This is a genomic window from Prescottella sp. D32 (genome assembly GCF_037287305.1).
GTDB classification, from domain to species: Bacteria; Actinomycetota; Actinomycetes; order Mycobacteriales; family Mycobacteriaceae; genus Prescottella; species Prescottella equi.
Map to the genome: position 1 here is coordinate 237526 of NZ_JARBSW010000005.1, position 21469 is coordinate 258994.

Here is a 21469-nt window from a genome sequence, read left to right on the forward strand (position 1 = left end):
CGTGAGAGCGCAGCCGGAGATGGATCCGGCGGGAAATCGGGCTCGATCCCGTTCGCGGAACGTCCCCAGTTCCACCCGCCGCGACAAGACGAAGACGACACCGCGAGCCGGGGAGGCCGGTCCGGTGCCGAGAACTCGGCTCGGTGTGTGGCTTGCTCGACCGCTGTTCGACTTCCACGTAATCCTCAGCGTGACAGCCCTGTTGGTGACGGTCGGGCTGACCATGGTGCTGTCGTCGTCGAGCGTCGAGTCGTTCGTGACCTCCGGATCGCCCTATGCGCGGTTCCTTCCCCAGTCGATGTATGCGGCCATCGGAGCCGTCGCCTTCGTCGCCATCGTGCGCATCGGCACCAGGACGCTGCGCACGTGGGCGCCGTGGCTCCTCGGAATGGCCGGGGTGCTCCTCGTCCTCGTCCTCGTTCCCGGAATCGGTGTCGAGCAGATGGGCGCCCGTAGCTGGTTCGTCGTCGGCGGAATCTCCTTTCAGCCATCGGAGTTCGCGAAGGTCGCGCTGGTGCTCTGGTGTGCGCATCTGATCGCCAACTACCAGTCGGCGGGTGCCGACGTGAACACCGCACTCAAACCGCTGGCCGTGGTGAGCGTGACGGTCATGGCGCTCGTCGTGCTCCAGCGCGATCTCGGCACCATGATCACGATCGGCATCATCTTGATGTCGATGCTGTGGTTCGGCGGATTCCGCACCCGCACGGTCGCCACGATCACCGTCGCCGCCGTCTCGACGTCGGTGGTCCTCGGCCTGACCGCGGGCTACCGCTCGGACCGGATCAAGGCCTTCATGAATCCCGACCTCGACCCGCAGGGGTTGAACTACCAGACCATCCAGGCCAAGTACGCCCTCGCCAACGGTGGGTTGTTCGGCAAGGGCCTGGGGCAGTCGGACGCGAAGTGGAGCTACCTGCCGCAGTCCCACAACGACTTCATCTTCGCGGTCATCGGTGAGGAACTGGGCTTCGTCGGCGCGGCCATGCTCATCGGGCTGTTCGTGGTAGTGCTCCTGACCGGCATGCGGATCGCTCAGCGCTCGACCGATCCCTTCCTGCGTCTTCTCGCGGCAGCGTCCACCACGTGGATTGTGCTGCAGGCGTTCATCAACGTCGCCTACGTCGTCGGCCTCATACCGGTCACGGGACTTCAGCTGCCGTTGATCTCCGCGGGCGGCACCTCGATGATCACCACGATGATGATCTTCGGATTCATCGCCCACGCCGCACTACGCGAACCCGAGGCTGTCGTCTCGCTGCACGACGGCGGTGGACGCTGGATGCAGGTGGTGTTCGGCCGCCCCATGCGGCCGGCGACCGCCCGAGCCGTGTACCGGCGCACCACCGAGCGTGCCGCGGACCGCATCGGTCACACGCGACGACAGGGGCGCGGGGACGTCAGCCGAGCTGCTCGAACAGGGACACGATGATCCCTTCGGGCCCACGCACATACGCCATGCGCACGCTGCTCTCGTACTCGCCGATGCCACCGACGAGCCCGTACCCGTCCGCGGCGACCGCATCGACGGCCGCCTGGAGGTCGCCGACCTCGAACGAGACGTTGCGTAGTCCCAGCTCGTTGGCCATCGCAGCCGGCGATCCGGGCACGTGAGGGGGCGTGACGAAGGAGGAGAGTTCGAGCCGGAAACCACCTCCGGGCGCCCGCAGCATCACGATGTTGCAGTGCGCGCCGGGGATGCCGCACACAGTCTCGACGAACTCGCCCTCCACGGATCCGGTGCCCTCCACCTCGAGTCCGAGACCGACGAAGAACGCCGTCGCCGTGTCGAGGTCCGCGACGGTGATGCCGACATGGTCGAAACGTTTCACGTGTGCCATGGCATCCATCCTGCGCCCGTCGTCCAGCCTCACGCCGACGGCCGCCGCGCCACGACAGCGAAGCTGAGCGGAATCCGGGGCGCGCCCTGCCGCAACTCCCAGCCTTGTGGACAGGGCACCAGATCCTCGAACGCCGGCCAATCCATGTACGGCAGCTCGGCCAGAGCCTCTATCACGAGCCCCGCGTCGAGCAGCGCGCCGACGACCTCGCCGAGATCGTGCCGCCATTCGTAGTTCGTGACCTGACTGATCCGACCGGCGGAGTTCTCGGTGTAGGAGCCCGAATCGTCGTAGCTGCGGTACCCGTCACCGCCGAGATAGTCGTCGCAGATCGACCACGGTTCGTGGTCCATCGCCCCCAGGATGGGGTGATCGTCGCGGATCATGAACACCCCGCCCGGAACCAGGAGATCGTGAATCGATCGCGCCCAGTCACCCAGTTCCGGCAACCACGCGATCGTTCCCACGCTCGTGACGACGACGTCGAAGCTACGGTCCACGAGGCTCGATGCGAAACGCACATCGCCCTCTAACCAACGGATTTCACGGCCGTCCGCGACGGCGATCCGGCTCGCGTGCCTCAACGAGTTGGGCGACAGATCCACTCCGTGCACGTCCACCGCTCCCAGTCGTGCCCACGAAATCGTGTCGGTCCCGATATGACACTGCAGATGGAGGAGACTTCGACCTCGTATGCCCGTCCCCGAAAGGTGCGGTTCCAGGACCGACAGGTCGTTGCGGACGACAGTCGAGATCCTCTCCGGGTCGGCGAGAAACCCGTCGACGTCGTACATCTGTGAGGATGCGTGAACGTCCGCCCGCTCGTTCCAGTTCGCACGGTTGGCGGCAATGGCATCGGCGATGTGCATGACGGATCCTCTCGGCAGTCCACGGTCACCGGTGTGTACCACACGACCGATGCTCGGAGACAGCCATTTTCACCGCCGTCGCCGGTCGGGACCGCCCCGGGCAGCTCCCTCACCTGTACCGAGGTGCCGACCGCCTACTTCTCCTTCGCCGCCTTCGCGGCAGCCTTGGCGGCCTGCTTGAATTCGCGCACCTCGAGCAGTGTCTGCCTGTCGACGACGTCGGCGATCGACCGACGAGAGCCCTCGTCACCGTAGGCTCCGGCCGCCTCACGCCAGCCCTCCGGCTGTACGCCGATCTGCTTACCCAACAGCGCCAGAAAAATTCGGGCCTTCTGGTCGCCGTACCCGGGCAGCGCCTTGAGCCGCTTCAGCACTTCCTTGCCGCTCGGCCGGCCCGACGTCCAGATCGCGGCGGTGTCGCCGTCGTAGTGCTCCACGATGTAGCCGCACAGCGACTGGATGCGCTCCCCCATCGACTTCGGGAACCGGTGCACCGCGGGCGGCTGCGCACACACCGCGATGAAGTCGTCCGGGCTCATCTCGGCGATCTTGTGGACGTCGAGGCCCCCGAGACGGTCGTCGAGCTTCTTCGGGCCGGCGAAGGCGGTCTCCATCGGCACCTGCTGATCGAGCAGCATGCCGATCAGCAGCGCGAGCGGATCCGACGCCAGCAGGGCGTCCGCTTCGGGGTCACCGACGAGGTTCAAGGTGAGGGCCATACCCCGATCCTGCCATCCGGGCGGGTTCCGCAGACGACCATCGCCGTCACCGGCCGGGCGGTCGCCGCCAGGCGACCACGACGACTATGACGCCCGCGGTGATGGCGATCGTCGCGGCCAGCGCCTCGAGCCAGTGCCCGAACAGCGTCGGCTGATCCACCGCCGGCACCGCCGCAAGCGCAGCGAACACCGCAACCACCGCGATGACACCGGCCGCGACCGACCACGCCTGCGCGATCCTCGAGTGCCGGTGTCCGCGACGTTCGGCACTGCGCAGCAACGCCCGCTCGATCACTCGCGTCGCCTCCCCCAGTTCGGCGTCCAGCGCTGCCATCTCCGTCGACAGCCGCCGGACCAGCATCGTCCGCAGCTGTGCGGGCGCCATCCTGGCCAGTGCCGCCGCGTCGTGCCGCGCCTCGGCGACCAGCAGCACTCGCTCCATGCGCCGCGCCTGCACGGCCGCGACGTCGTCGAGGGCCGCCAGCAGGCGCGAATCCTCGAGTGCCGCGTGATCGCGCAGATGATCGAGCACCAACCGGTAGTCGGCGGCGTGCCGCGCCCGGACGGCGACCCACGGGACCAGGGCCCGGATCATCTCGCTCACCCCGAACACGGCGTGATCGTGATCTGCGGCGACCGCCTCGAGGTCGAGCAGGATCGCGCCCGCGTCCTCCCGTACGGCGACGACGGCGCCCTCCCGCGCGGGCCGTTCGGCGAGGGCCACGCGCTCCCACCGCCACCCGGCGACATCGGTTCCGCGCCCACCCACGCCCTGCCGGACGCGGTCACCGCCGTCGCCGCGCACCTCGACGACCAGTCCGGCCGACGCGCGTTCGTGCCCGGTACCCGCGACCAGATCGGCCAGCCGGACATTCGGCAGCACAGCGTGCCCGTCCGGGAAGACGTCACGCAGACGCGTGTCGGTGGTGAACCCGAAGGGCGCGAGCAAGCGGTCGACCGCGCCGTCGACGCCGCTCGCACGCCAGTCCGCGAGCCCCTCGACCGGATCGGCGGTCCAGTCCTCGCACGCGAGCACCACCCCGTGACCGGGAACCGCCCACAGCGACAGGCAGTGCGCCGGTGGTCCGACATGGATCGGGGCCGAGCCGTTTCCGAACACCAGCGGGTCTGCCGTGAACTCGACGCACTCCCGTACGGCGAGCAGGTTCACCGGCAGCGACACGCTCACCGGGTCGGGATTCGACGCGGGAAGGAACGGCCCGGACCCGCAGCCTCCCGGCAGCTCCGAACGCTCGGCCGAGTCGTCCGGCCTGTCCGGAATGTTAAGTGCCAGAAGGAAGACGTCGAGGCAGCCCGCTGGACGCGACGACGCCGTCGGTAGTCCACGCCCCTCGACAACGGCCGGGGTGGCCATGCCACTCACCACTTTCGAACCCACCGCGACCGGCACGGCGACCCTGGCCGGAGTATGTCAGCTTTCCGCCGGAACGGGAACCCCGATCAGACGTCGGGACGACCCAGCAGCGCCGACGCACCCTCGACCAGTAGGTCCCGCCACTGGACGTAGTCGTGGCCGCCGCAGAACTCGCGGTAGGTCACATCGAACCCTTTGGCCCGCAGTAGGTCCCGTACCTCGCGATTCTCCTCGATCAGTCGGGGTTCGAGCAGCCCGGCGGCCATCCAGAAGCGCGATCCGCCCGGGTCGAGGTCCGCGACCCGCTGCTGGATCGAGCGCCCCACCATCGGGGGCCGCGGCCACCAGAACGATCCCGACAGGCTCACCGCTCCGCCGACATGTTCGGGGGCCTGCAACGCCGCGTACGTGGCGGCGAGCCCGCCGTAGCTGGACCCGCCGGCCAGCACCGAGGAGGGATCGCCGGTGGCGCCCCAGCGCGCACGCAGATTCGGCAGTAGGTCGCCGGTGAGTGCGTCGAGAAAGTCTGGACTGCAGGGTAGTTCACGTGATCGCAGCCCCGGTTCGATGCTGTCGATCATCACCACCAGCGGCACCCGGTAGCCACGAGCTCCCAACCGGTCGAGCGCGGGCGCCAGCGGAATCTCGACCGCAGCCACCCGGCCGTCGAAGACGACCAGAACCGGACGGTCCCGGTCGGCGATCCCCGGCGGCTCGTAGAGCCAGATACTCCGTTCCACGCCGGCAAGCGAGCACGTTTCCTCGGTCATGTGCCCGCGTGGCAGTACCCCGTGAACCCACCACCGTTGCGCGGGCGCCTCCGGCATCACCGCCTCCGAGCGCGCAGGCAACCCCATCGACGCCACAACCGGGAGCGGGTTCAGTTCGTCGGCGACGAGACCGGCGAGCACGCCGCGCCACCACTCCCATTCCGTCTGTCCGGCAGCGGGTTCGGTGATCGGGTCGACGCGAGGCAGGAATCCGTAGCCGCCGCGCCACGCCTCGGGCACCTGCCGCGACAACACCCACAGATCACTGCCCGGCAACCGCCGCAGCGCGTTCGCGTCCGGATCTCGGCGGTCGGTGACGCCGTTCGCCTCGAGATACACCCGCCGCACGGGTGACCCCGCCGGCGCCCGCCACACGAACGTCACGGTCGCGAACCCCGGCGGCCCGGGATCGATCAACGGGCCACCCTCCACCTGCAGGCGACGCTGCAGGTCGTCGACCGCTTCGACATCGGACATAGGTACCCCTTACTTAGGTGACGCTTTCCTAATAGTAAAGTCGGGCCACCTACCCCTCAGGAGGACCCCCCTTGCTATCCACAACCCTTCGTCGGCGCTCGGTCGGCACCCGGATCGCGGTCACCCTCGGCGCCCTCGCGATCGGCATGTCGACGGCGGCCTGCTCGTCGGACGGCGATTCCGCGGACGCCGCGGCAGCGACCACCACCCAGTCCGGCGAGTGGCCGCGCACCGTCGACACCGCCACGGGCCCGGTCACGCTCGACGCCCAGCCGCAGCGCATCGTCTCCACGAGCGTCACGCTCACCGGGTCGCTGCTGTCCCTCGACGCACCGCTGATCGGCACGGGTGCACAGCCGAAGAGCACGGTCACCAACGATCAGGGACTGTTCACCCAGTGGGCCGACGTCGCCGCCGAACGTGACGTCGAGGTGCTCTACCAGGGCCAGCCGAACGTCGAGAAGATCACTGCGGCCGCCCCCGACCTCATCGTCGTCTCCACCAGCGGCGCCGACTCGGCCGCACAGCAGGTCGCCACGCTGTCGCAGATCGCACCGACGTTGCTGTTCGACTACTCCGACAAGTCGTGGCAGGACCTGACCACCCAACTGGCCGCCGCGGTCGGCAAGGAGGATCGGGCGACCGAGCTGCTCGCCGAGTTCGACGCGAGGATCGACGAGGCCAAGAGGGCGATCGCACCGGCACTGCAGAACGGCGCGGCCCCGGTGAACATCCTCACGTACAACTCGCCGGACGATTCGAAGATCTTCACCGCCGAATCGGCACAGGGCCGCTTGATCTCCCGACTCGGCCTCACCGTCGGCGAACTGCCCGCCGAGATCGCAGGTAGCGGCGCGGCTGCCGGACGTTCGGACATCGTCAGCGTGAACATGGAGAACCTGCCCCGCGCGCTCACCGGCGCGACGACGTTCGTGATCAACGCGCAGCAGCCGGGCGCCGACAGACTGAAGGCCGATCCGACGCTCGCCGCCGTGCCGTCGGTGCAGCGCGGCGCAGTCTTTCCGCTCGACTTCGACAGCTTCCGCCTGGACTTCTACAGCGCGAACAACGTCGTCGACCGGATCGTCGCGGCGCTGTCGTAAGAACGCCACCCGGGGGGGAAATGCACAGTGACCGGTCACCGCGAGGTGACCGGCCACTGTGGCGTTCGACGGGCTACTGCTTGGTGAGCGCGTGCTCCGCCGCGGCGAGCAGCACGCAGGTCGCGACGCCGTCCATCGCCTTGGCGAGCTCGTCCATCGACGGGAAGCTCGGGGCGAGGCGGATGTTCTTGTCCTCGGGATCCTGCTTGTACGGGAAGGCGGAACCGGCCGCGGTGAGCGCGATGCCGGCCTCCTTCGCGAGCTCGATGACGCGCTTCGCGGTGCCGTCCACGACGTCGAGGCTGATGAAGTAGCCACCCTTGGGCTCGGTCCACGACGCGACCTTCGTGTCACCGAGACGGTCCTCGAGGATCTCGAGCACCTTGGCGAACTTGGGAGCCAGGATCTCGCGATGCTTGTCCATGTGCGCGCGGACACCGGCGGCGTCGCCGAAGAAGCGCAGGTGACGCAGCTGGTTGACCTTGTCGGGACCGATGCTCTTCTTGCCCAGATGCTGCTGGTACCACGCCAGGTTGGCCTCGGAGCTGCCGAAGAAGCTCACACCCGCACCGGCGAACGTGATCTTCGACGTGGACGCGAACACCAGCGGACGGTTGGGGTTACCGGCCGCGGCGGCCATGCCGAGGATGTCGTGCGCGGGCGCGCAGTCCGCGACCAGCGGATGCACCGCGTACGCGTTGTCCCAGTAGATGCGGAAGTCGGGGGCCGCGGCCGGCATCGACGCCAGGGCCCGGGCGACGTCCTCGGAGTACACCGCACCCGTCGGATTGGAGTACGTCGGCACACACCAGATGCCCTTGATCTGCGGATCGGACGCCACCAGCTCGGTGACCCTCGCCATGTCCGGGCCGTCGTCGCGCATCGGGATCGCGATCATCTCGATGCCGTACGACTCGGTGATCGCGAAGTGCCGGTCGTAGCCGGGCGCCGGGCACAGGAACTTGACAACCGACTCCTGCGACCACGGCCGCGCGGAGTCCGGGGTGCCGTGCAGCAGCGAGAACACGATGGTGTCGTGCATGATCTCGAGGCTCGCGTTGTTGCCGGCCATCAGGTTCGCCGTCGGAATACCGAGCAGCTCGCCGAAGATCGCGCGCAGCTCGGGCAGACCCGTCAGGCCGCCGTAGTTGCGGCAGTCGGTACCGTCGCCGTCCCGGAAATTGTCCTCACCCGGAAGCGCGAGCAGACCGTTCGACAGATCCAACTGTTCCGGTGCCGGCTTGCCACGGGTGAGGTCCAGCTTCAGCTTCTCCGCCTTGAGCTGCTCGTACTTCGCGGTCTGACGCTCGAGTTCGGCGCGAAGTTCTTCATGGCTCATCAACCCGATTTGGGTTTGCACAGGCATCTGGGCGGCCTTTCACCGACACGACCGGTCGGGGACGGGAAGAGATAGGGGACCCCGCGCACCCGGCAGAGCCCGTTGACCCTTGCTGCCTTCCGGCCCTGGGGGAGTTCACAGGATGCGCGCCGCGCGGGATCCGCCTACGAGTGTAACCGGACGATCGGGAATCGCGGTGATCCACCCCTCCCGCAGACCCCGTTTGGCATTCCCACCCCTCCAACAGGTAGGCTCCCCCACGGAGGATTCGCCTAGTGGCCTATGGCGCTCGCCTGGAACGCGGGTTGGGTTAACGCCCTCAGGGGTTCAAATCCCCTATCCTCCGCCACGGGAAGCCCCCGGTGACATGTCACCGGGGGCTTGTTCCTTTTGCCGTCACCTCCGTCTTGCCGTCACCTCCGTCTTGCCGTGACCTCCGTCGCAGTCGTGCCGGAGCCCGTCGTCCGGCGTTTGCCGCAGCCGCGATCTGGGCATTCGGTCGAGGAAGCGAGACGCGGCCGCCGCGGCCGCACGACGGAAGGAGACCCGGTGGGCGACGCCGATGCCGACACCACACGAACCGATCAACTTGTCTTCCAGAACCCGGTGACCCGGTACCCGGTGATCGAACCTCCTAAGCAGCATCAGCCCGAGCCGGGGTTGGACAGCGAGCTGCAGCCCCGGGCCGACATCGGCGAGTTCTCGTACCGCGGCACCGGGCGTCTGGAAGGGCGTAAAGCGCTGGTGACCGGCGGCGACTCGGGCATCGGCGCGGCTGTGGCGATCGCGTTCGCGCGGGAGGGCGCCGACGTCGCGATCGCTCACCTGCCCGCCGAGGAGGACGACGCTCAGAATGTCGCCCGCATCGTCACCGAGAGCGGCCGAACGGCGGTGACCGTGAGCGGTGACCTCACCGACGCGGAGTTCTGCCGACGGATGGTCGACGAGGCAGCCGAGCGGCTGGGTGGCCTGGACATCCTGGTCAACAACGCGGGCAAGCAGATCGTTGCCGACACGTTGGGTGAGCTGTCCGACGAGCAGGTCGAGCAGACGTACCAGACGAACATCCTGGCGATGTTCCGCACCACGCGCGCCGCTCTCGCCCATCTCCCGGCCGGCAGCTCGATCATCAACACCACGTCGGTCGAGGCGTACATGCCGGCGCCGACGCTGCTCGACTACGCGTCGACGAAGGCCGCCATCAACAACTTCACCAAGGGGCTCGCCAACCAGCTCGCCGACAAGGGAATTCGCGTCAACGCCGTGGCGCCGGGACCGATCTGGACGCCGCTGCAACCGAGCGACGGGCAGCCGAAGGAGGCGCTGCCGGAGTTCGGGCACAGCACCCCGATGGGACGCGCGGGGCAGCCGACGGAACTCGCTCCCGCATACGTCTACCTCGCCTCACCGGAGTCGAGCTACGTCACGGGATCCACCCTTCACGTCAACGGTGGCATGCCGTCGCCGTAGTGCCTCCGAGCGAAAGCGCTCGCCGCGGCGGGGGCGTCACCCACCCGGGGCGTCGGTGATCTTCTCCCCCGCCGGGTTGAGCGCCCACCACAGATTGTCCATACCCTGTCCCGCAACGGATCCGGGCCGTGGATCGCCGGCGAACAGGTACAGCGGCATCCCGTTGACCGTCACCTGTTTGCCGCCCTGCGGGCCCGGGATGGTGCCGATCACGCCGGAGACGCCCGCGATCTCGGGCCGGGACTCGTCCGTAGTCACGGGCGGCCACATCTGCAGGCACACCGCATCGCACGCGCTCGCGTTGGTGCCGGGTTCGTCTCGGTCGTAGGCGTAGACGGTCATGTTGTCGACGTTCACCACGATCTGACCAATGCTCGATTCCCCCGTCGTCAGCACCGGCCCCGCGGTCGGCACGGTGGACGGCATCGTCGTCGTCGAGGGGACGGGACCGGAATCGTCGCTGTCGGAGCAGCCGACGAGCGCGGCCCCCACCGCGACCGCGGAGAGCGAGATCACCAGGATTCTTCTCATGCCGTTACTCCCGTCCGTGTGTCCTGCCCGGCCCGATTCGGGCCCGGGTTGTCGGTGGCGGCTCCTACCCTGAGCGTCATGGGGTGGTACACGCCGACGACCGTCGCACCGGACCTGTCCGAGGCACTCGTGTGCGCATGGTCCGCGAACGCCGAGGGGCGGCACCTGCTGGTGCCGGACGGCTGCGTCGACGTGCTGTGGATAGCGGGTGTCGGCGTCCGGGTCTGCGGCCCGGAGACGTCGGCGTGGTCGTTCACCCTGCCGCCGGGCAGTGAGTCGTTCGGCATCCGGTTCCGCCCGGGCGCGGCGCCGCACGTACTGCGGACGTCGGCGGCACAGATCCGTGACATCCGCGTCTCGCTCGCGGATGTGCTCGGTGCCGCGGCCGAACGGATGCTCGTGGACCGGCTCGAGCACGCGCACGACACCGCGGAACGGTTGACGATCCTGCAGGACACCGGCCGGAGCTGGCTGGCGGCGCGGCACGAGCCGGACCCGCTGGCGGCCCGGATCACGTCGGCGCTCGCCGTCCGCTCGTGGACCGTGGAGAGCCTGGCGGACGCGTCGTCGATGACCAGTCGGCAACTGCACCGACGCTGCAACGAGGCGTTCGGGTACGGGCCGTCGACGTTGCGGTCGATCCTGCGCCTGCAGCGCTTCATGGCGTCGGCCCGCACCGGCCGCCACCGCGGCCTCGCGTCCCTCGCCGCCGAAGCCGGTTTCAGCGACCAGGCCCACCTGTCGCGGGAGTGCCGGCGAATCGCATCACTGACACCGACCGCACTACTCGACAGCGAGGCCCCCGACTGGCACGGCGACGCGTCGGTGCTCGACTCCGGAGTCCGATCCGTACAAGACCGCACCGCCGCGACGGACGGAGAATCGGCCGCATGATCACCACCGAATCCACCCCGGACCTGTACCGGCGGCTGGCCGCCGCCTTCACCGACCGCGTCGACGCGGTGCCCGCCGACCGCTGGGACGCCGCGTCGCCGTGCGAGGGCTGGACCGCCCGCGACGTCCTCACCCACGTCGTCGAGACGCAGTCGCACATGGTCGGCGTCGTCGGACTGTCGATCCCCGACGGCCCCTCCCCAGCACACGATCCGGCTGCGGCGTGGCGGCACACCCGCGACGCCGTGCAGGCGATCCTGGACGACCCCGCGAAGGCCTCGCTCGGGTACGACGGGCACTTCGGGCGCACCGATCTGGCCGCCACGATGCGCACCTTCTACTGCTTCGACCTCGTCGTTCACGGCTGGGACATCGCCCGGGCGGCGGGGCTCGACGAGACGATCCCGGACGTCGATCTCGACCTGCTCGACGCCGTCGTCGCGCAGTTGGGCGATTCGCTCCGTATGGACGGCGTGTGCGGGCCCGCCCTCGACGTGCCCGTGGACGCCGATCGGCAGACACGCATCCTCGCCACGCTGGGGCGCTCGTCCTGACCGCGCCACGCGCGGCGGCGACGTCATGTGTCGTCGCTGCGTCGGTGCGTCCGACGCCGTTCCTCCTCCGGTGGCGGTCGGCGATCGCTGTCCGCCTCCCGGTCGCTGCTCTCGGTCACTTCCGTCAGCTGTTGCTTGGCCACCCCCGGGCCGATGTGTGCCTCGGCCCGCATCCGCTCGATCATGTGCGGGTAGTGCAGCTCGAAAGCGGGCCGCTCCGAACGGATTCGCGGTAGCTCGGTGAAGTTGTGCCGCGGTGGCGGACACGTGGTGGCCCATTCCAGCGAATTGCCGTAACCCCACGGGTCGTCGACCGTGACGACCGTGCCGTAGCGGAAGCTCTTGAAGACGTTCCACAGGAAGGGCAGGGTCGACGCGCCGAGGATGAAGGAGCCGACGGTGGACACCGAGTTCAGCACGGTGAAACCGTCGCTGGGCAGGTAGTCGGCGTACCGGCGCGGCATGCCCTCGGCACCGAGCCAGTGCTGCACCAGGAATGTGCTGTGGAAGCCGATGAACGTGAGCCAGAAGTGCCACTTGCCCAGCCGCTCGTCGAGGAACCGTCCCGTCATCTTGGGGAACCAGAAGTAGATGCCCGCATAGGTGGCGAACACGATCGTTCCGAACAGCACGTAGTGGAAGTGCGCGACGACGAAGTAGGAGTCCGTGACGTGCCAGTCGAGCGGCGGGCTCGCGAGGATGACACCCGAGAGTCCGCCGAACAGGAAAGTGACGAGGAACCCGACCGCGAACAACATCGGCGCCTCGAACGTCAACTGCCCCTTCCACATCGTGCCGATCCAGTTGAAGAACTTCACACCGGTCGGGACCGCGATGAGGAACGTCATGAAGGAGAAGAACGGCAGCAACACCGCGCCGGTCGCGTACATGTGGTGCGCCCACACCGCCACCGACAGCGCGGAGATCGCGATCGTCGCGTACACCAGGCCGGTGTAACCGAAGATCGGCTTACGGGAGAACACCGGGAAGATCTCCGAGACGATGCCGAAGAACGGCAACGCCACGATGTACACCTCGGGATGTCCGAAGAACCAGAACAGATGCTGCCACAACAGGACTCCGCCCGTGGCCGGGTCGTAGACGTTGGCGCCCACCACCCGGTCGGCGAACAGGCCCATGAGTCCCGCGGTGAGGATCGGGAACGCCACCAGGATCAGGATGCTGGTGATGAAGATGTTCCACGTGAAGATCGGCATCCGGAACATCGTCATGCCGGGTGCCCGCAGACAAATGACCGTGGTGATCATGTTGACGCCGCCGAGGATCGTGCCGAGGCCACTGAGGGCCAGGCCCATGATCCACAGGTTGGCGCCCATGCCCGGCGAGTGGAGGACGTCGCTCAGCGGCGTGTAGGCGGTCCACCCGAAGTCTGCGGCACCGCCCGGAGTGATGAAGCCCGCCGACGCGATGAGGGCACCGAACAGATAGGCCCAGTAGCTGAAGGCGTTGAGCCGCGGGAACGCCACGTCCGGCGCGCCGATCTGCAGCGGCAGAATGTAGTTCGCGAAACCGAAGACGATGGGCGTCGCGTACAGCAGCAGCATGATCGTGCCGTGCATGGTGAAGAGCTGGTTGTACTGCTCGTTCGAGAGGAACTGCATTCCCGGCACCGCGAGTTCGGCGCGCATCAGCAGCGCGAGCAGGCCACCGAACATGAAGAAGGCGAACGACGTGATCAGGTACATGATTCCGAGCACCTTGGGGTCCGTCGTCGTGATCACCCGGTAGATCAGACTGCCCTTACGGGCGAACCTCGCCGGATACGGGCGAACGGCAACGGGTTCGGATGCGACGGTGGCCACCGGTCCTCCTGACCGCACGCCCCGCACTCCGGGCGCGCTCCCTCGTCGAGACGTGACCGGTCGCGGCCTGCTCGACGCTTCGACACGGCAACCGGCACAAGCTCAGCACTGTGGACGCTACGCCTCCGGCCCATCGTTGGCTACGGGATTCGTCCACCTCCACCGGGCGCAAAGGGGCCGCCACGCCCTCGATAAGCTGCAGCAATGCCGAAAGAGGTCGACCCATCGTCGCAAGCGGGACGATTCGCCCCCAGCCCCTCCGGCGACCTGCACCTCGGCAACCTGCGCACCGCCCTGCTCGCGTGGCTGTTCGCCCGATCCACCGGGCGCCGCTTCCTCGTCCGCGTCGAGGACCTCGACCGGGTGCGGCCCGGCGCGGCGGAACGTCAGCTCGCCGACCTCGCCGCGCTCGGACTCGACTGGGACGAGGACGTCGAGTACCAGTCGACGCGACTGCCGCTTTACGACGCGGCGATCGCCCGCCTACAACGCGCCGGTCTGACCTACGAGTGCTTCTGCACCCGGCGGGAGATCCTGAAGGCGGCGTCGGCGCCGCACGCCCCGGCGGGCGCCTACCCGGGCACGTGCCGCAACCTCTCGGAGGACGCGCGCGCCGAGCGTCGGGCGAGCGGGCGCCCTCCCGCCGTCCGGCTGCGGGCGGGCACCGATCGATTCACCGTGCACGACGTCCTGCACGGCGACTACACCGGCGCGGTCGACGACCTGGTCCTCCGCCGCGGTGACGGCATCCCCGCGTACAACCTTGCCGTCGTCGTCGACGACGCGGCGCAGGGCATCGACCAGGTGGTGCGTGGCGACGATCTACTGTCGTCGGCGCCGCGTCAGGCGTACCTCGCGGGGCTCCTGGGGCTGCCCGCGCCCACGTACGCGCACGTGCCGCTCGCCCTCAACGCCGAAGGCAAACGGCTCGCCAAGCGTGACGGTGCGGTCACGTTGGCCGACCAGGCCGCGCTGGGGCACACCCCGGAGGACGTACTGAGCATGCTCGCGCGGTCGCTGCACATGGCCGGCGCCCGCGAGGCCGTGACGCTGCCGCAACTCCTCGATCGCTGGGATCCGAAGGCGCTCCCCCTGGACCCGTGGGTTTACGTCGTGTGAATCTCCGCCGGCGCATATACAAAACAGACCATTCGCGACGTAGGGTCACGACGAAAGATTCATCATCGCCGTGAGCAATACCCCGACGACGAGAACCAGGTACACACATGACCAGTGGTGGACAGGATCCGAACCAGAATCCCGAGGGCGGCAACGAGCCGCAACAGGGTGGCACGCCCCCGCCCGGCAACTACCCACCCCCGCCCGGCGCCACGCCGCCCGGCAGCTACCCGCCTCCGCCCGGCAGTTACCCGCCTCCACCGGGCAGCTATCCGCCTCCGCCCGGGCCGGGTGGTGGCTACCCGCCGCCGGGGAACTACCCGCCTCCGGGTCAGGGCGGCGGATATCCGCCTCCGCAGGGCGGCTTCCCGCCCCCGCCGGGGAACTACCCTCCGCCGCCGCCGGCATTCGACTCCGGCTACGGTCAGCGCCCGGCCGGACCGCCGCCCAGCCAGGTGACGGTCGGCGATGCGCTGTCGTACGGCTGGAACCGGTACAAGGCCAATCCCGGCGTCTGGATCGGCATCCTCGCGGTCGCCTTCCTGATCTCCGTCGTGGTGTCGCTGCCGTTCAGCTTCGGCAGCAACCGCGACATCGAGGACTGGAGTGATCTGGCGACGTCGTCGTTCAGCGTGTGGCAGATCATCGGCAACGTCGTCACCGCGATCGTCGGCTACCTGATCTCGGCCGCTCTCATCCGCGGCGCGCTGCACGAGGTCGACGGCCGTCCGCCCGCCTTCGGGTCGTTCTTCGAGTTCAAGAACGTAGGCGCGATCATCATCGCGAGTTTCCTCGTGGGTCTGATGACCGCGGTCGGTTTCGTCCTGCTCGTCATCCCGGGTCTGATCCTCATGTTCCTGACCTGGTGGACGCTCGAGTTCGTCGTCGACCAGGATCAGGATGCGATCACCGCGATCAAGTCCAGCTTCCGCGCGATCTCGTCCAACTGGGGCACGCTGCTGCTCCTGGCGATCACGTTGTTCTTCCTGAACGTCCTGGGTGTGCTGCTGTGCGTGGTCGGCCTGCTCGTGACCATCCCGGTCTCGATCATCGCGTCCACCTACGCGTACCGCGTCACCGTTCGCGGGCCCGTCGCCCCGTAGTTCCCGCGTTTTGCGCACTTGTCGCGACCGGGGAGCCCCCCCCCGGAATCGCGACAAGTGCGCAAAACGGGCGAGGGTGGGGTGCGAATCGGCGTCACACCACCGCGGATGCTTGGATTGCGCGGTGACAGAGCCAGTACAGTCCCCGCCCCACGCGTCCGATCCGGCGTCCTTCGCCCCCGTCCACCGCGGCTACTACGCCACCCTGGTGGCCCTGTTCACGGCGACTCTGCTGATCTCCAATATCTGCGCCACCAAGGGGGTGGCGTTCTTCGTCGACCAGGACGTCTCGGTCGGCCCGTTCCAGATCCTGCCGATCATCACCGACGGCGGCTTCTTCCTCTTCCCGCTCGCGTACGTCGTCGGCGACGTCCTCAGCGAGGTGTACGGCTTCAAGGCCACCCGCCGCGCGATCTACATCGGTTTCGGCTCGCTGCTGCTGGCGGCGATCAGCTTCTGGCTGACCCAGCAACTGCCCTCGGCCGACTTCTACGAGAACGAGGCCGCGTTCGACGCCGTCGTCGGCGTGGTGCCGCGGCTGCTGATCGCCGGTCTCGCCGGCTACCTCGTCGGCCAGTTGCTCAACTCGGCGGTGCTGGTGCTCATCAAGGAACGCACCCGCGAGAAGTACCTGTGGGCGCGCCTGATCGGTTCGACCGTGGTGGGCGAGTTCGCCGACACCCTGATCTTCTGCTCGATCGCCGCCGGCGCGATCGGCATCTCGACGTGGGAAGACTTCATCAACTACTTGATCGTCGGCTTCGTCTGGAAGACCCTCGTCGAGATCCTGGTGATGCCGGTGACGTACCGGGTGATCGCGTACGTCAAGAAGCGCGAACCGAGCTATGCGCCGGTCGAGGACGGCTTGCTGCCGTAGAACCGGCCCAGCACCTCCGCCTTGTACTCGTCGAAGTAGCCGCCCTCGATGCTCTCCCGGATCCGGTCCACCAGACGCACGGTGAACCGCTCGTTGTGGATGGTGCAGAGCGTCGAGGCGAGCATCTCCTTCGCCTTGAACAGGTGGTGGATGTACGCGCGGGTGTAGTGGGCGCACGTGTAGCAGTCGCACTCGTCGTCGATCGGGGTGAAGTCCCGGCGGAAGCGCGCGGTGTTGATGTTGAAGCGGCCGTCCGGATGGTAGATCGCCGCGTTGCGGGCCACCCGGGACGGGTTGACGCAGTCGAACGTGTCGGCGCCGTTCTCGATCGCGACGAACATGTCGTCGGGCTCGCTGATGCCGAGCATGTGCCGCGGCTTGTGCTCGGGCAGTTCCTCGTTGACCCAGCGCACGATGGTGCCGAGATTCTGCTTCTCGAGCGCGCCACCGATGCCGTAACCGTCGAAGCCGCGCCCGCTGACGCCGGTGATGGACTCGAGTCCGCGGGCCGCCTGCCGGCGCAGGTCCTCGTACTGTGCGCCCTGCACCACACCGAACAGCGCCTGGTACGGGCGGTGCGCGCGCTCGGCGGTGAGCTTCTCGTGCTCGGCGATGCAGCGCACGGCCCACGCCTGCGTCCGCTCGACCGACTGCTCCTGGTAGCCGCGGGTGTTGAGCAGCGTGGTCAGCTCGTCGAACGCGAACATGATGTCGGCGCCCAGCTGATGCTGGATCTGCATCGACACTTCGGGCGTGAACCGGTGCGGCGAGCCGTCGAGATGCGACTTGAACGTGACGCCGTCGTCGTCGACGTGCGCGAGGCGCTGCTTGCCTTCGGCGATGACGTCGTCGGACTGCACGCCGACGGCCTCCATCGCGAGCACCTTCTTGAACCCGACGCCGAGCGACATCACCTGGAAGCCGCCACTGTCGGTGAAGGTGGGGCCGTCCCAGTTCATGAACTTGCCGAGGCCACCGGCCTCGTCCACGATGTCGGGTCCCGGCTGCAGGTACAGGTGGTACGCGTTGGCGAGCACGGCCTGCGTGCCGAGGTCCTTCATCGACTCCGGCAGCACCGCCTTGACGGTCGCCTTGGTGCCGACCGCGATGAACGCGGGCGTCCGGATGTCCCCGTGCGGGGTATGGATGGTGCCGGTGCGGCCCAACCGGTCGGGCAGGCGGGTGCCCACCGTGAAGAACGGGTCGGGCGGGGTCGGCACAACATCACTCACCTGGCCATGGTGTCACAGGCGAGGCGCGACACCGCGCCTCCGGGTCAGGCGCGCTCGTGCGCGGTGAGCAGCAGGTACTCCCAGTCCATCGCGAACGAGCCGTCACCGACGTCGAACTCTCGGGCCAGGTCGGCGAGGTCGCGATCGAGCGCCGCAACCTTGTCCGGATCGCCGGATATCGCCTTGTACACCGCGATCGTCGGCCCGTAGTTGGCCTTGAAGTAGTCACGGAACGCGTCGGGTCCGTCGAAGTGGTCGACGCGGACGGTGTCGCGCTGCGCGGTGACGTCGGTGACCCGGTCGCCCAGCAGTTCGCGCACGTGAGCTTCGTCGCCCCAGCGCGGTGGAGGCTGCGCCCCGGGCGGGGGCGGCGGCGCGTACGGCTTCATCGCGGCGAACATCCGGCCGATGAACCCGTCCGGCGTCCAACTGAGCAGACCGATCGTGCCGCCCGGCTTGCACACCCGGACCATCTCGTCGGCGCCGGCTTGGTGGTGCGGCGCGAACATCACCCCCACACACGAGAGCACGACGTCGAATTCGTCGGCGGCGAACGGCAGCGCCTCGGCGTCCGCCTCCCGCCAGTCGAGGTGCGCACCGCGCTTGGCGGCGAGTTCGCGGCCGCGGTCGAAGAGTTCGGGAGTGAGATCCGACGCCACCACGTCGGCCCCGGTGAGGGCGGCGGGGATCGCGGCGTTGCCGGTGCCGGCGCCGACGTCGAGCACCCGCTGCCCGTCGTGGACACCGGACGCCCGGACGAGGACCGCACCGAGATCCGGGATGACGTCCTCCGCGACGGCCGCGTAGTCGCCCGACGCCCACACCGCCCGATGTTTGGTCTTGAGGGCTCGATCGGCTTCTCTGGCTACAAGTGATTCGCTCATGGTTCGAGCGTGCGCCGAGGACCCGGGCCCGACAACCCACCCCGGGGGATCGATTTCGCCACCCCGCGCGCCCGTGACGTGCGGTTCCGGTGGTCCCGGGCGGGGGGTGCGCCGCGGCGATACGCTTTTTCGAGTCAGCGACCAGCGCACGAAATCAAGGACCACCGCACAAGAGGGAGGCCTGCGCGTGACACCACGCACCACGGCGGGAACCGCGAATTCCGCCCAGCATCCCGCCTTCGAGAAGATCGCCCGGGTCGGCCAGGCCGCGAGCGGCGTCGTGCACCTACTCATCGGCTACATCGTCATCAGGCTGGCGTTCGGCGACAGTGGTACCGCCGATCAGTCGGGCGCCCTGACGGCTCTCGCCTCGCAACCGGGCGGACGCGTGGCGCTGTGGGTGGCGGCCGTGACCCTGGCCGCCCTGGCCGCGTGGCGGGCGGTGGAGGCGTTCGTCGGGAAGCGATCCGACGTGGAGGAGCCGTCCGCGCTCGACCGGGCGAAGACCGCGGGCGTCGCGGTGGCTTACCTCGCCTTGGCGTTCACGGCGTTCCAGTTCGCTCGCGGCGGCGGAAAGTCGAGCACCGAGCAGAACGTCAGCCTCAGCGCCCGGCTGATGCAGTCCGCCGGCGGCAAGACCGTTCTCGTGGTCGCCGGCCTGGTGATCATCGGCATCGGGGCCTACCACGTCTACAAGGGCGCCAAGAAGAAGTTCCTCGACGACCTGCACCGGAGCGGGCTTCCGCGACTGGCCACACCCCTCGGCGTGGTCGGCTACATCGCGAAGGGACTGGCCATCGTCGGCGCCGGCGTCCTCGTTGTCGTCGCGACGTTCACGACAGACCCCTCGAAGGCGTCCGGGTTGGACGGCGCCGTCAAGACGCTCGGCGCGGCCCCGTTCGGCCAGGTCCTCCTCGTCGCGGCCGGGCTCGGAGTCATCGCCTACGGCGCGTACTGCTTCGTCCTGGCGCGCTACGGGCGGATGTGAATCACCTCCGGCGGCGACCGGAGCGAATCCCCCTGTCGCCTCCTACGGCACGTGGAAGGTCGCGACGCCCGGGGTGATCGGCCCGGGCGTCACGGACAGGACGGCCACCGCGACCTGTCCGGCCCCGGTCTGCAGGGTCACCGCGGCCGGGATGCCGCCCAGGCCGTCGGACAGGCGGGCCGACCCGGACGCTCCCGTCGACAGGTTCAGCCACCGCACCTCGGACGAGAGCAGACAGCCCCATCCTCCGGCGTTGCCTCCGGTCACGGTCACCGCCCCCGGCTGCTCGCCGACCACGGCCACGCAGCGCACCGCGGGCGCATCGAAGCTGCCGTTCGGATTCCCGTACGGCGCCGGGTCGATCTGGAACGGGACGGTCACCGCGGCGGAGGCGACCGCGGCGGACGCGAGTACCGAACACCCCGCGATTCCCGCGCAGAGAGCCAGGCGGTAAACGGTTTTCGTCACAGCAGCGCCCATATCGGCAAGGATAGTTTCGACCCCCGTCCCGAAACCCCCGAAACGAAGGAATGCAGACGATGACGAAGTATCTGATCTCGTTCCCCAGCGCCGCCATGAACCTTTCGGCCGAAGACCTGCAGGCGTCGGCGGACGCGGCGCACGCAGTGGTGGAGGAGGCGAAGGCGGCCGGCGTGTGGGTGTTCGGTGGCGGAATCGACGAGACCGTCCCGCCGGTGCGGGTCACCGCGGACGGCACCGTGACCGAGGATACGTACCAGCAGACGAGCCGACTGGACGGCGGCTTCACGGTGCTGGAGGTGCCGTCCCGCGAGGCGGCTCTGGACTGGGCCGCGAAACTCGCGGACGCCTGCCGGTGCGCGCAGGAAGTGCGCGCGTTCCACTACGACCCCGCCAGCTGACGACCGACCGGGCTAGTCCCGTGTGAGCTGCGGCGGGAAGCCGCCGGTCGCGATCGGCCCCCACTCGTCGACGGTGATCCGGATCAGGCTCTTGTTCTGCTTGCGCATCGCCTCGCGGTACTCGTCCCAATCCGGGTGTTCACCCGAGATGCACCGGAAGTACTCGACGAGCGGCTCGAGCGCATCGGGCATGTCGAGGACCTCGGCGGTCCCGTCGATCTGCACGTACGCGCCGTTGAAGTCGTCCGAGAGCACGCACACACTCACGCTCGGATCCCGGCGCACATTCGTGGCCTTCGCGCGCTGCGGGTAGGTCGAGATCACGATCCGACCCTCCTCGTCGACACCGGAGGTGACGGGCGAAATCTGCAGTCCCCCGGACCTTTTGTGCGTTATGAGCACAGCACGATGGCGGGGGCGGACGAACTCGAGCAACTGCTCGCGGGTGACGCTTTCGGCGGTGGCGACGGCCATGACGCACTCTCCTGATCGACTCGGTCCGGGTGCTTGTCCAGCCTATCGGCGAGACGATCGATGTCGGCGGCCGATCGCTGGAGGTTCGATGACATCTGATGGAAGCCGGTCACTGCAGAAGAGGCCCGACCAGCAGGAGGCCACTC

Annotated in this window: 22 protein-coding genes, 1 tRNA gene and 1 other RNA gene; 11 read left to right on the forward strand and 13 right to left on the reverse strand. The window is 68.5% G+C overall.

Features of this window, described 5'->3' with window-relative positions; genetic code table 11:
• The first annotated feature begins 190 nt into the window (after nt 1-190).
• A complete protein-coding gene (gene ftsW / locus PSS76_RS20335) occupies nt 191-1432 on the forward strand; it encodes a putative lipid II flippase FtsW (protein ID WP_237171047.1) in 1242 nt (413 codons plus the stop codon).
• On the opposite strand, the gene PSS76_RS20340 is transcribed toward ftsW, so the two are convergent.
• The 5 genes from PSS76_RS20340 to fes form a co-directional block, all read right to left on the reverse strand.
• Complete coding sequence (locus PSS76_RS20340) at nt 1401-1841, reverse strand: VOC family protein (RefSeq protein ID WP_064058574.1); 441 nt, start codon at nt 1839-1841, stop codon at nt 1401-1403. The two genes, ftsW and PSS76_RS20340, sit on opposite strands and share 32 nt — an antisense overlap.
• A gap of 29 nt (nt 1842-1870) precedes the next feature.
• On the reverse strand, nt 1871-2710 hold the full coding sequence (locus tag PSS76_RS20345) for a class I SAM-dependent methyltransferase (protein WP_064058599.1): 840 nt from the start codon (nt 2708-2710) through the stop codon (nt 1871-1873).
• Nucleotides 2711-2844: 134 nt separating this feature from the next.
• A complete protein-coding gene (locus tag PSS76_RS20350) occupies nt 2845-3429 on the reverse strand; it encodes an HhH-GPD-type base excision DNA repair protein (RefSeq protein WP_013414620.1) in 585 nt (194 codons plus the stop codon).
• Between the two features lie 46 nt (nt 3430-3475).
• Entirely contained in the window at nt 3476-4804 is a 1329-nt protein-coding gene (locus tag PSS76_RS20355) for a hypothetical protein (protein WP_337456579.1), read from the reverse strand.
• Nucleotides 4805-4890: 86 nt separating this feature from the next.
• Nucleotides 4891-6051, reverse strand: coding sequence for an enterochelin esterase (fes, locus tag PSS76_RS20360; protein ID WP_337456580.1), 1161 nt, complete (start codon nt 6049-6051; stop codon nt 4891-4893).
• Nucleotides 6052-6122: 71 nt separating this feature from the next.
• Between fes and fepB the strand changes: the two genes are divergently transcribed.
• Nucleotides 6123-7154, forward strand: a complete 1032-nt coding sequence (fepB, locus tag PSS76_RS20365; RefSeq protein WP_022593609.1) for a Fe2+-enterobactin ABC transporter substrate-binding protein — start codon at nt 6123-6125, stop codon at nt 7152-7154.
• 73 nt (nt 7155-7227) lie between these two features.
• Here fepB and PSS76_RS20370 read toward each other — a convergent pair whose 3' ends face one another.
• Together PSS76_RS20370 and ffs are read right to left on the reverse strand one after the other, a co-directional pair.
• Nucleotides 7228-8520, reverse strand: a complete 1293-nt coding sequence (locus PSS76_RS20370) for an aspartate aminotransferase type Ic (protein ID WP_081205408.1) — start codon at nt 8518-8520, stop codon at nt 7228-7230.
• Nucleotides 8521-8563: 43 nt separating this feature from the next.
• Nucleotides 8564-8658: signal recognition particle sRNA small type (gene ffs, locus PSS76_RS20375), an RNA gene on the reverse strand.
• Between the two features lie 96 nt (nt 8659-8754).
• Between ffs and PSS76_RS20380 the strand changes: the two genes are divergently transcribed.
• Nucleotides 8755-8842, forward strand: a tRNA-Ser gene (locus tag PSS76_RS20380).
• A gap of 200 nt (nt 8843-9042) precedes the next feature.
• Nucleotides 9043-9963, forward strand: coding sequence for a glucose 1-dehydrogenase (locus PSS76_RS20385; RefSeq protein ID WP_013414615.1), 921 nt, complete (start codon nt 9043-9045; stop codon nt 9961-9963).
• Between the two features lie 36 nt (nt 9964-9999).
• Here PSS76_RS20385 and PSS76_RS20390 read toward each other — a convergent pair whose 3' ends face one another.
• Nucleotides 10000-10494, reverse strand: a complete 495-nt coding sequence (locus PSS76_RS20390) for a COG4315 family predicted lipoprotein (RefSeq protein WP_013414614.1) — start codon at nt 10492-10494, stop codon at nt 10000-10002.
• A 78-nt stretch (nt 10495-10572) separates the two neighbouring features.
• On the opposite strand from PSS76_RS20390, the gene PSS76_RS20395 reads away from it, so the two are divergent.
• Nucleotides 10573-11388 (forward strand): helix-turn-helix domain-containing protein, encoded by an 816-nt coding sequence (locus PSS76_RS20395; protein WP_337456581.1) that lies wholly within the window; start codon nt 10573-10575, stop codon nt 11386-11388.
• Nucleotides 11385-11942: a TIGR03086 family metal-binding protein gene (locus PSS76_RS20400; protein WP_337456582.1), complete on the forward strand. Its 558-nt coding sequence runs from the start codon at nt 11385-11387 to the stop codon at nt 11940-11942. The genes PSS76_RS20395 and PSS76_RS20400 overlap by 4 nt, the downstream gene beginning before the upstream one ends.
• A gap of 23 nt (nt 11943-11965) precedes the next feature.
• Here PSS76_RS20400 and ctaD read toward each other — a convergent pair whose 3' ends face one another.
• On the reverse strand, nt 11966-13765 hold the full coding sequence (gene ctaD, locus PSS76_RS20405; protein WP_005516143.1) for an aa3-type cytochrome oxidase subunit I: 1800 nt from the start codon (nt 13763-13765) through the stop codon (nt 11966-11968).
• A 204-nt stretch (nt 13766-13969) separates the two neighbouring features.
• Between ctaD and gluQRS the strand changes: the two genes are divergently transcribed.
• From gluQRS to PSS76_RS20420, 3 genes are all read left to right on the forward strand, one after another.
• Nucleotides 13970-14884, forward strand: coding sequence for a tRNA glutamyl-Q(34) synthetase GluQRS (gene gluQRS / locus PSS76_RS20410; RefSeq protein WP_013414611.1), 915 nt, complete (start codon nt 13970-13972; stop codon nt 14882-14884).
• A 107-nt stretch (nt 14885-14991) separates the two neighbouring features.
• Nucleotides 14992-15987: a DUF2189 domain-containing protein gene (locus PSS76_RS20415; RefSeq protein WP_013414610.1), complete on the forward strand. Its 996-nt coding sequence runs from the start codon at nt 14992-14994 to the stop codon at nt 15985-15987.
• 124 nt (nt 15988-16111) lie between these two features.
• The gene (locus PSS76_RS20420; RefSeq protein WP_005516146.1) at nt 16112-16864 is read left to right on the forward strand and encodes a queuosine precursor transporter; all 753 of its coding nucleotides are present in this window, start codon (nt 16112-16114) and stop codon (nt 16862-16864) included.
• Here the strand turns inward: PSS76_RS20420 and tgt are convergent.
• Nucleotides 16831-18096, reverse strand: coding sequence for a tRNA guanosine(34) transglycosylase Tgt (gene tgt, locus PSS76_RS20425; protein WP_080559290.1), 1266 nt, complete (start codon nt 18094-18096; stop codon nt 16831-16833). The two genes, PSS76_RS20420 and tgt, sit on opposite strands and share 34 nt — an antisense overlap.
• A gap of 44 nt (nt 18097-18140) precedes the next feature.
• Nucleotides 18141-18980, reverse strand: a complete 840-nt coding sequence (locus tag PSS76_RS20430; protein ID WP_013414608.1) for a class I SAM-dependent methyltransferase — start codon at nt 18978-18980, stop codon at nt 18141-18143.
• A gap of 187 nt (nt 18981-19167) precedes the next feature.
• Between PSS76_RS20430 and PSS76_RS20435 the strand changes: the two genes are divergently transcribed.
• Entirely contained in the window at nt 19168-19968 is an 801-nt protein-coding gene (locus tag PSS76_RS20435) for a DUF1206 domain-containing protein (protein WP_013414607.1), read from the forward strand.
• Nucleotides 19969-20010: 42 nt separating this feature from the next.
• On the opposite strand, the gene PSS76_RS20440 is transcribed toward PSS76_RS20435, so the two are convergent.
• Nucleotides 20011-20448, reverse strand: coding sequence for a hypothetical protein (locus PSS76_RS20440; RefSeq protein WP_013414606.1), 438 nt, complete (start codon nt 20446-20448; stop codon nt 20011-20013).
• Nucleotides 20449-20507: 59 nt separating this feature from the next.
• Here PSS76_RS20440 and PSS76_RS20445 point away from each other — a divergent pair, with 59 nt between their 5' ends.
• On the forward strand, nt 20508-20849 hold the full coding sequence (locus PSS76_RS20445; RefSeq protein ID WP_037085788.1) for a YciI family protein: 342 nt from the start codon (nt 20508-20510) through the stop codon (nt 20847-20849).
• Nucleotides 20850-20861: 12 nt separating this feature from the next.
• Here PSS76_RS20445 and PSS76_RS20450 read toward each other — a convergent pair whose 3' ends face one another.
• Nucleotides 20862-21323 (reverse strand): PPOX class F420-dependent oxidoreductase, encoded by a 462-nt coding sequence (locus PSS76_RS20450; RefSeq protein ID WP_005516152.1) that lies wholly within the window; start codon nt 21321-21323, stop codon nt 20862-20864.
• Nucleotides 21324-21469: the final 146 nt, after the last annotated feature.

Bases quoted from the DNA above. Each gene is read 5' to 3' on its own strand.
- PSS76_RS20340 (WP_064058574.1), bottom strand. From the start codon at position 1,841: ATGGCACACGTGAAACGTTTCGACCATGTCGGCATCACCGTCGCGGAC.
- PSS76_RS20345 (WP_064058599.1), bottom strand. From the start codon at position 2,710: ATGCACATCGCCGATGCCATTGCCGCCAACCGTGCGAACTGGAACGAG.
- PSS76_RS20350 (WP_013414620.1), bottom strand. From the start codon at position 3,429: ATGGCCCTCACCTTGAACCTCGTCGGTGACCCCGAAGCGGACGCCCTG.
- PSS76_RS20355 (WP_337456579.1), bottom strand. From the start codon at position 4,804: ATGGCCACCCCGGCCGTTGTCGAGGGGCGTGGACTACCGACGGCGTCG.
- fes (WP_337456580.1), bottom strand. From the start codon at position 6,051: ATGTCCGATGTCGAAGCGGTCGACGACCTGCAGCGTCGCCTGCAGGTG.
- PSS76_RS20370 (WP_081205408.1), bottom strand. From the start codon at position 8,520: ATGCCTGTGCAAACCCAAATCGGGTTGATGAGCCATGAAGAACTTCGC.
- PSS76_RS20390 (WP_013414614.1), bottom strand. From the start codon at position 10,494: ATGAGAAGAATCCTGGTGATCTCGCTCTCCGCGGTCGCGGTGGGGGCC.
- PSS76_RS20395 (WP_337456581.1), top strand. From the start codon at position 10,573: ATGGGGTGGTACACGCCGACGACCGTCGCACCGGACCTGTCCGAGGCA.
- PSS76_RS20400 (WP_337456582.1), top strand. From the start codon at position 11,385: ATGATCACCACCGAATCCACCCCGGACCTGTACCGGCGGCTGGCCGCC.
- gluQRS (WP_013414611.1), top strand. From the start codon at position 13,970: ATGCCGAAAGAGGTCGACCCATCGTCGCAAGCGGGACGATTCGCCCCC.
- PSS76_RS20415 (WP_013414610.1), top strand. From the start codon at position 14,992: ATGACCAGTGGTGGACAGGATCCGAACCAGAATCCCGAGGGCGGCAAC.
- PSS76_RS20430 (WP_013414608.1), bottom strand. From the start codon at position 18,980: ATGAGCGAATCACTTGTAGCCAGAGAAGCCGATCGAGCCCTCAAGACC.
- PSS76_RS20440 (WP_013414606.1), bottom strand. From the start codon at position 20,448: ATGGGCGCTGCTGTGACGAAAACCGTTTACCGCCTGGCTCTCTGCGCG.
- PSS76_RS20445 (WP_037085788.1), top strand. From the start codon at position 20,508: ATGACGAAGTATCTGATCTCGTTCCCCAGCGCCGCCATGAACCTTTCG.
- PSS76_RS20450 (WP_005516152.1), bottom strand. From the start codon at position 21,323: ATGGCCGTCGCCACCGCCGAAAGCGTCACCCGCGAGCAGTTGCTCGAG.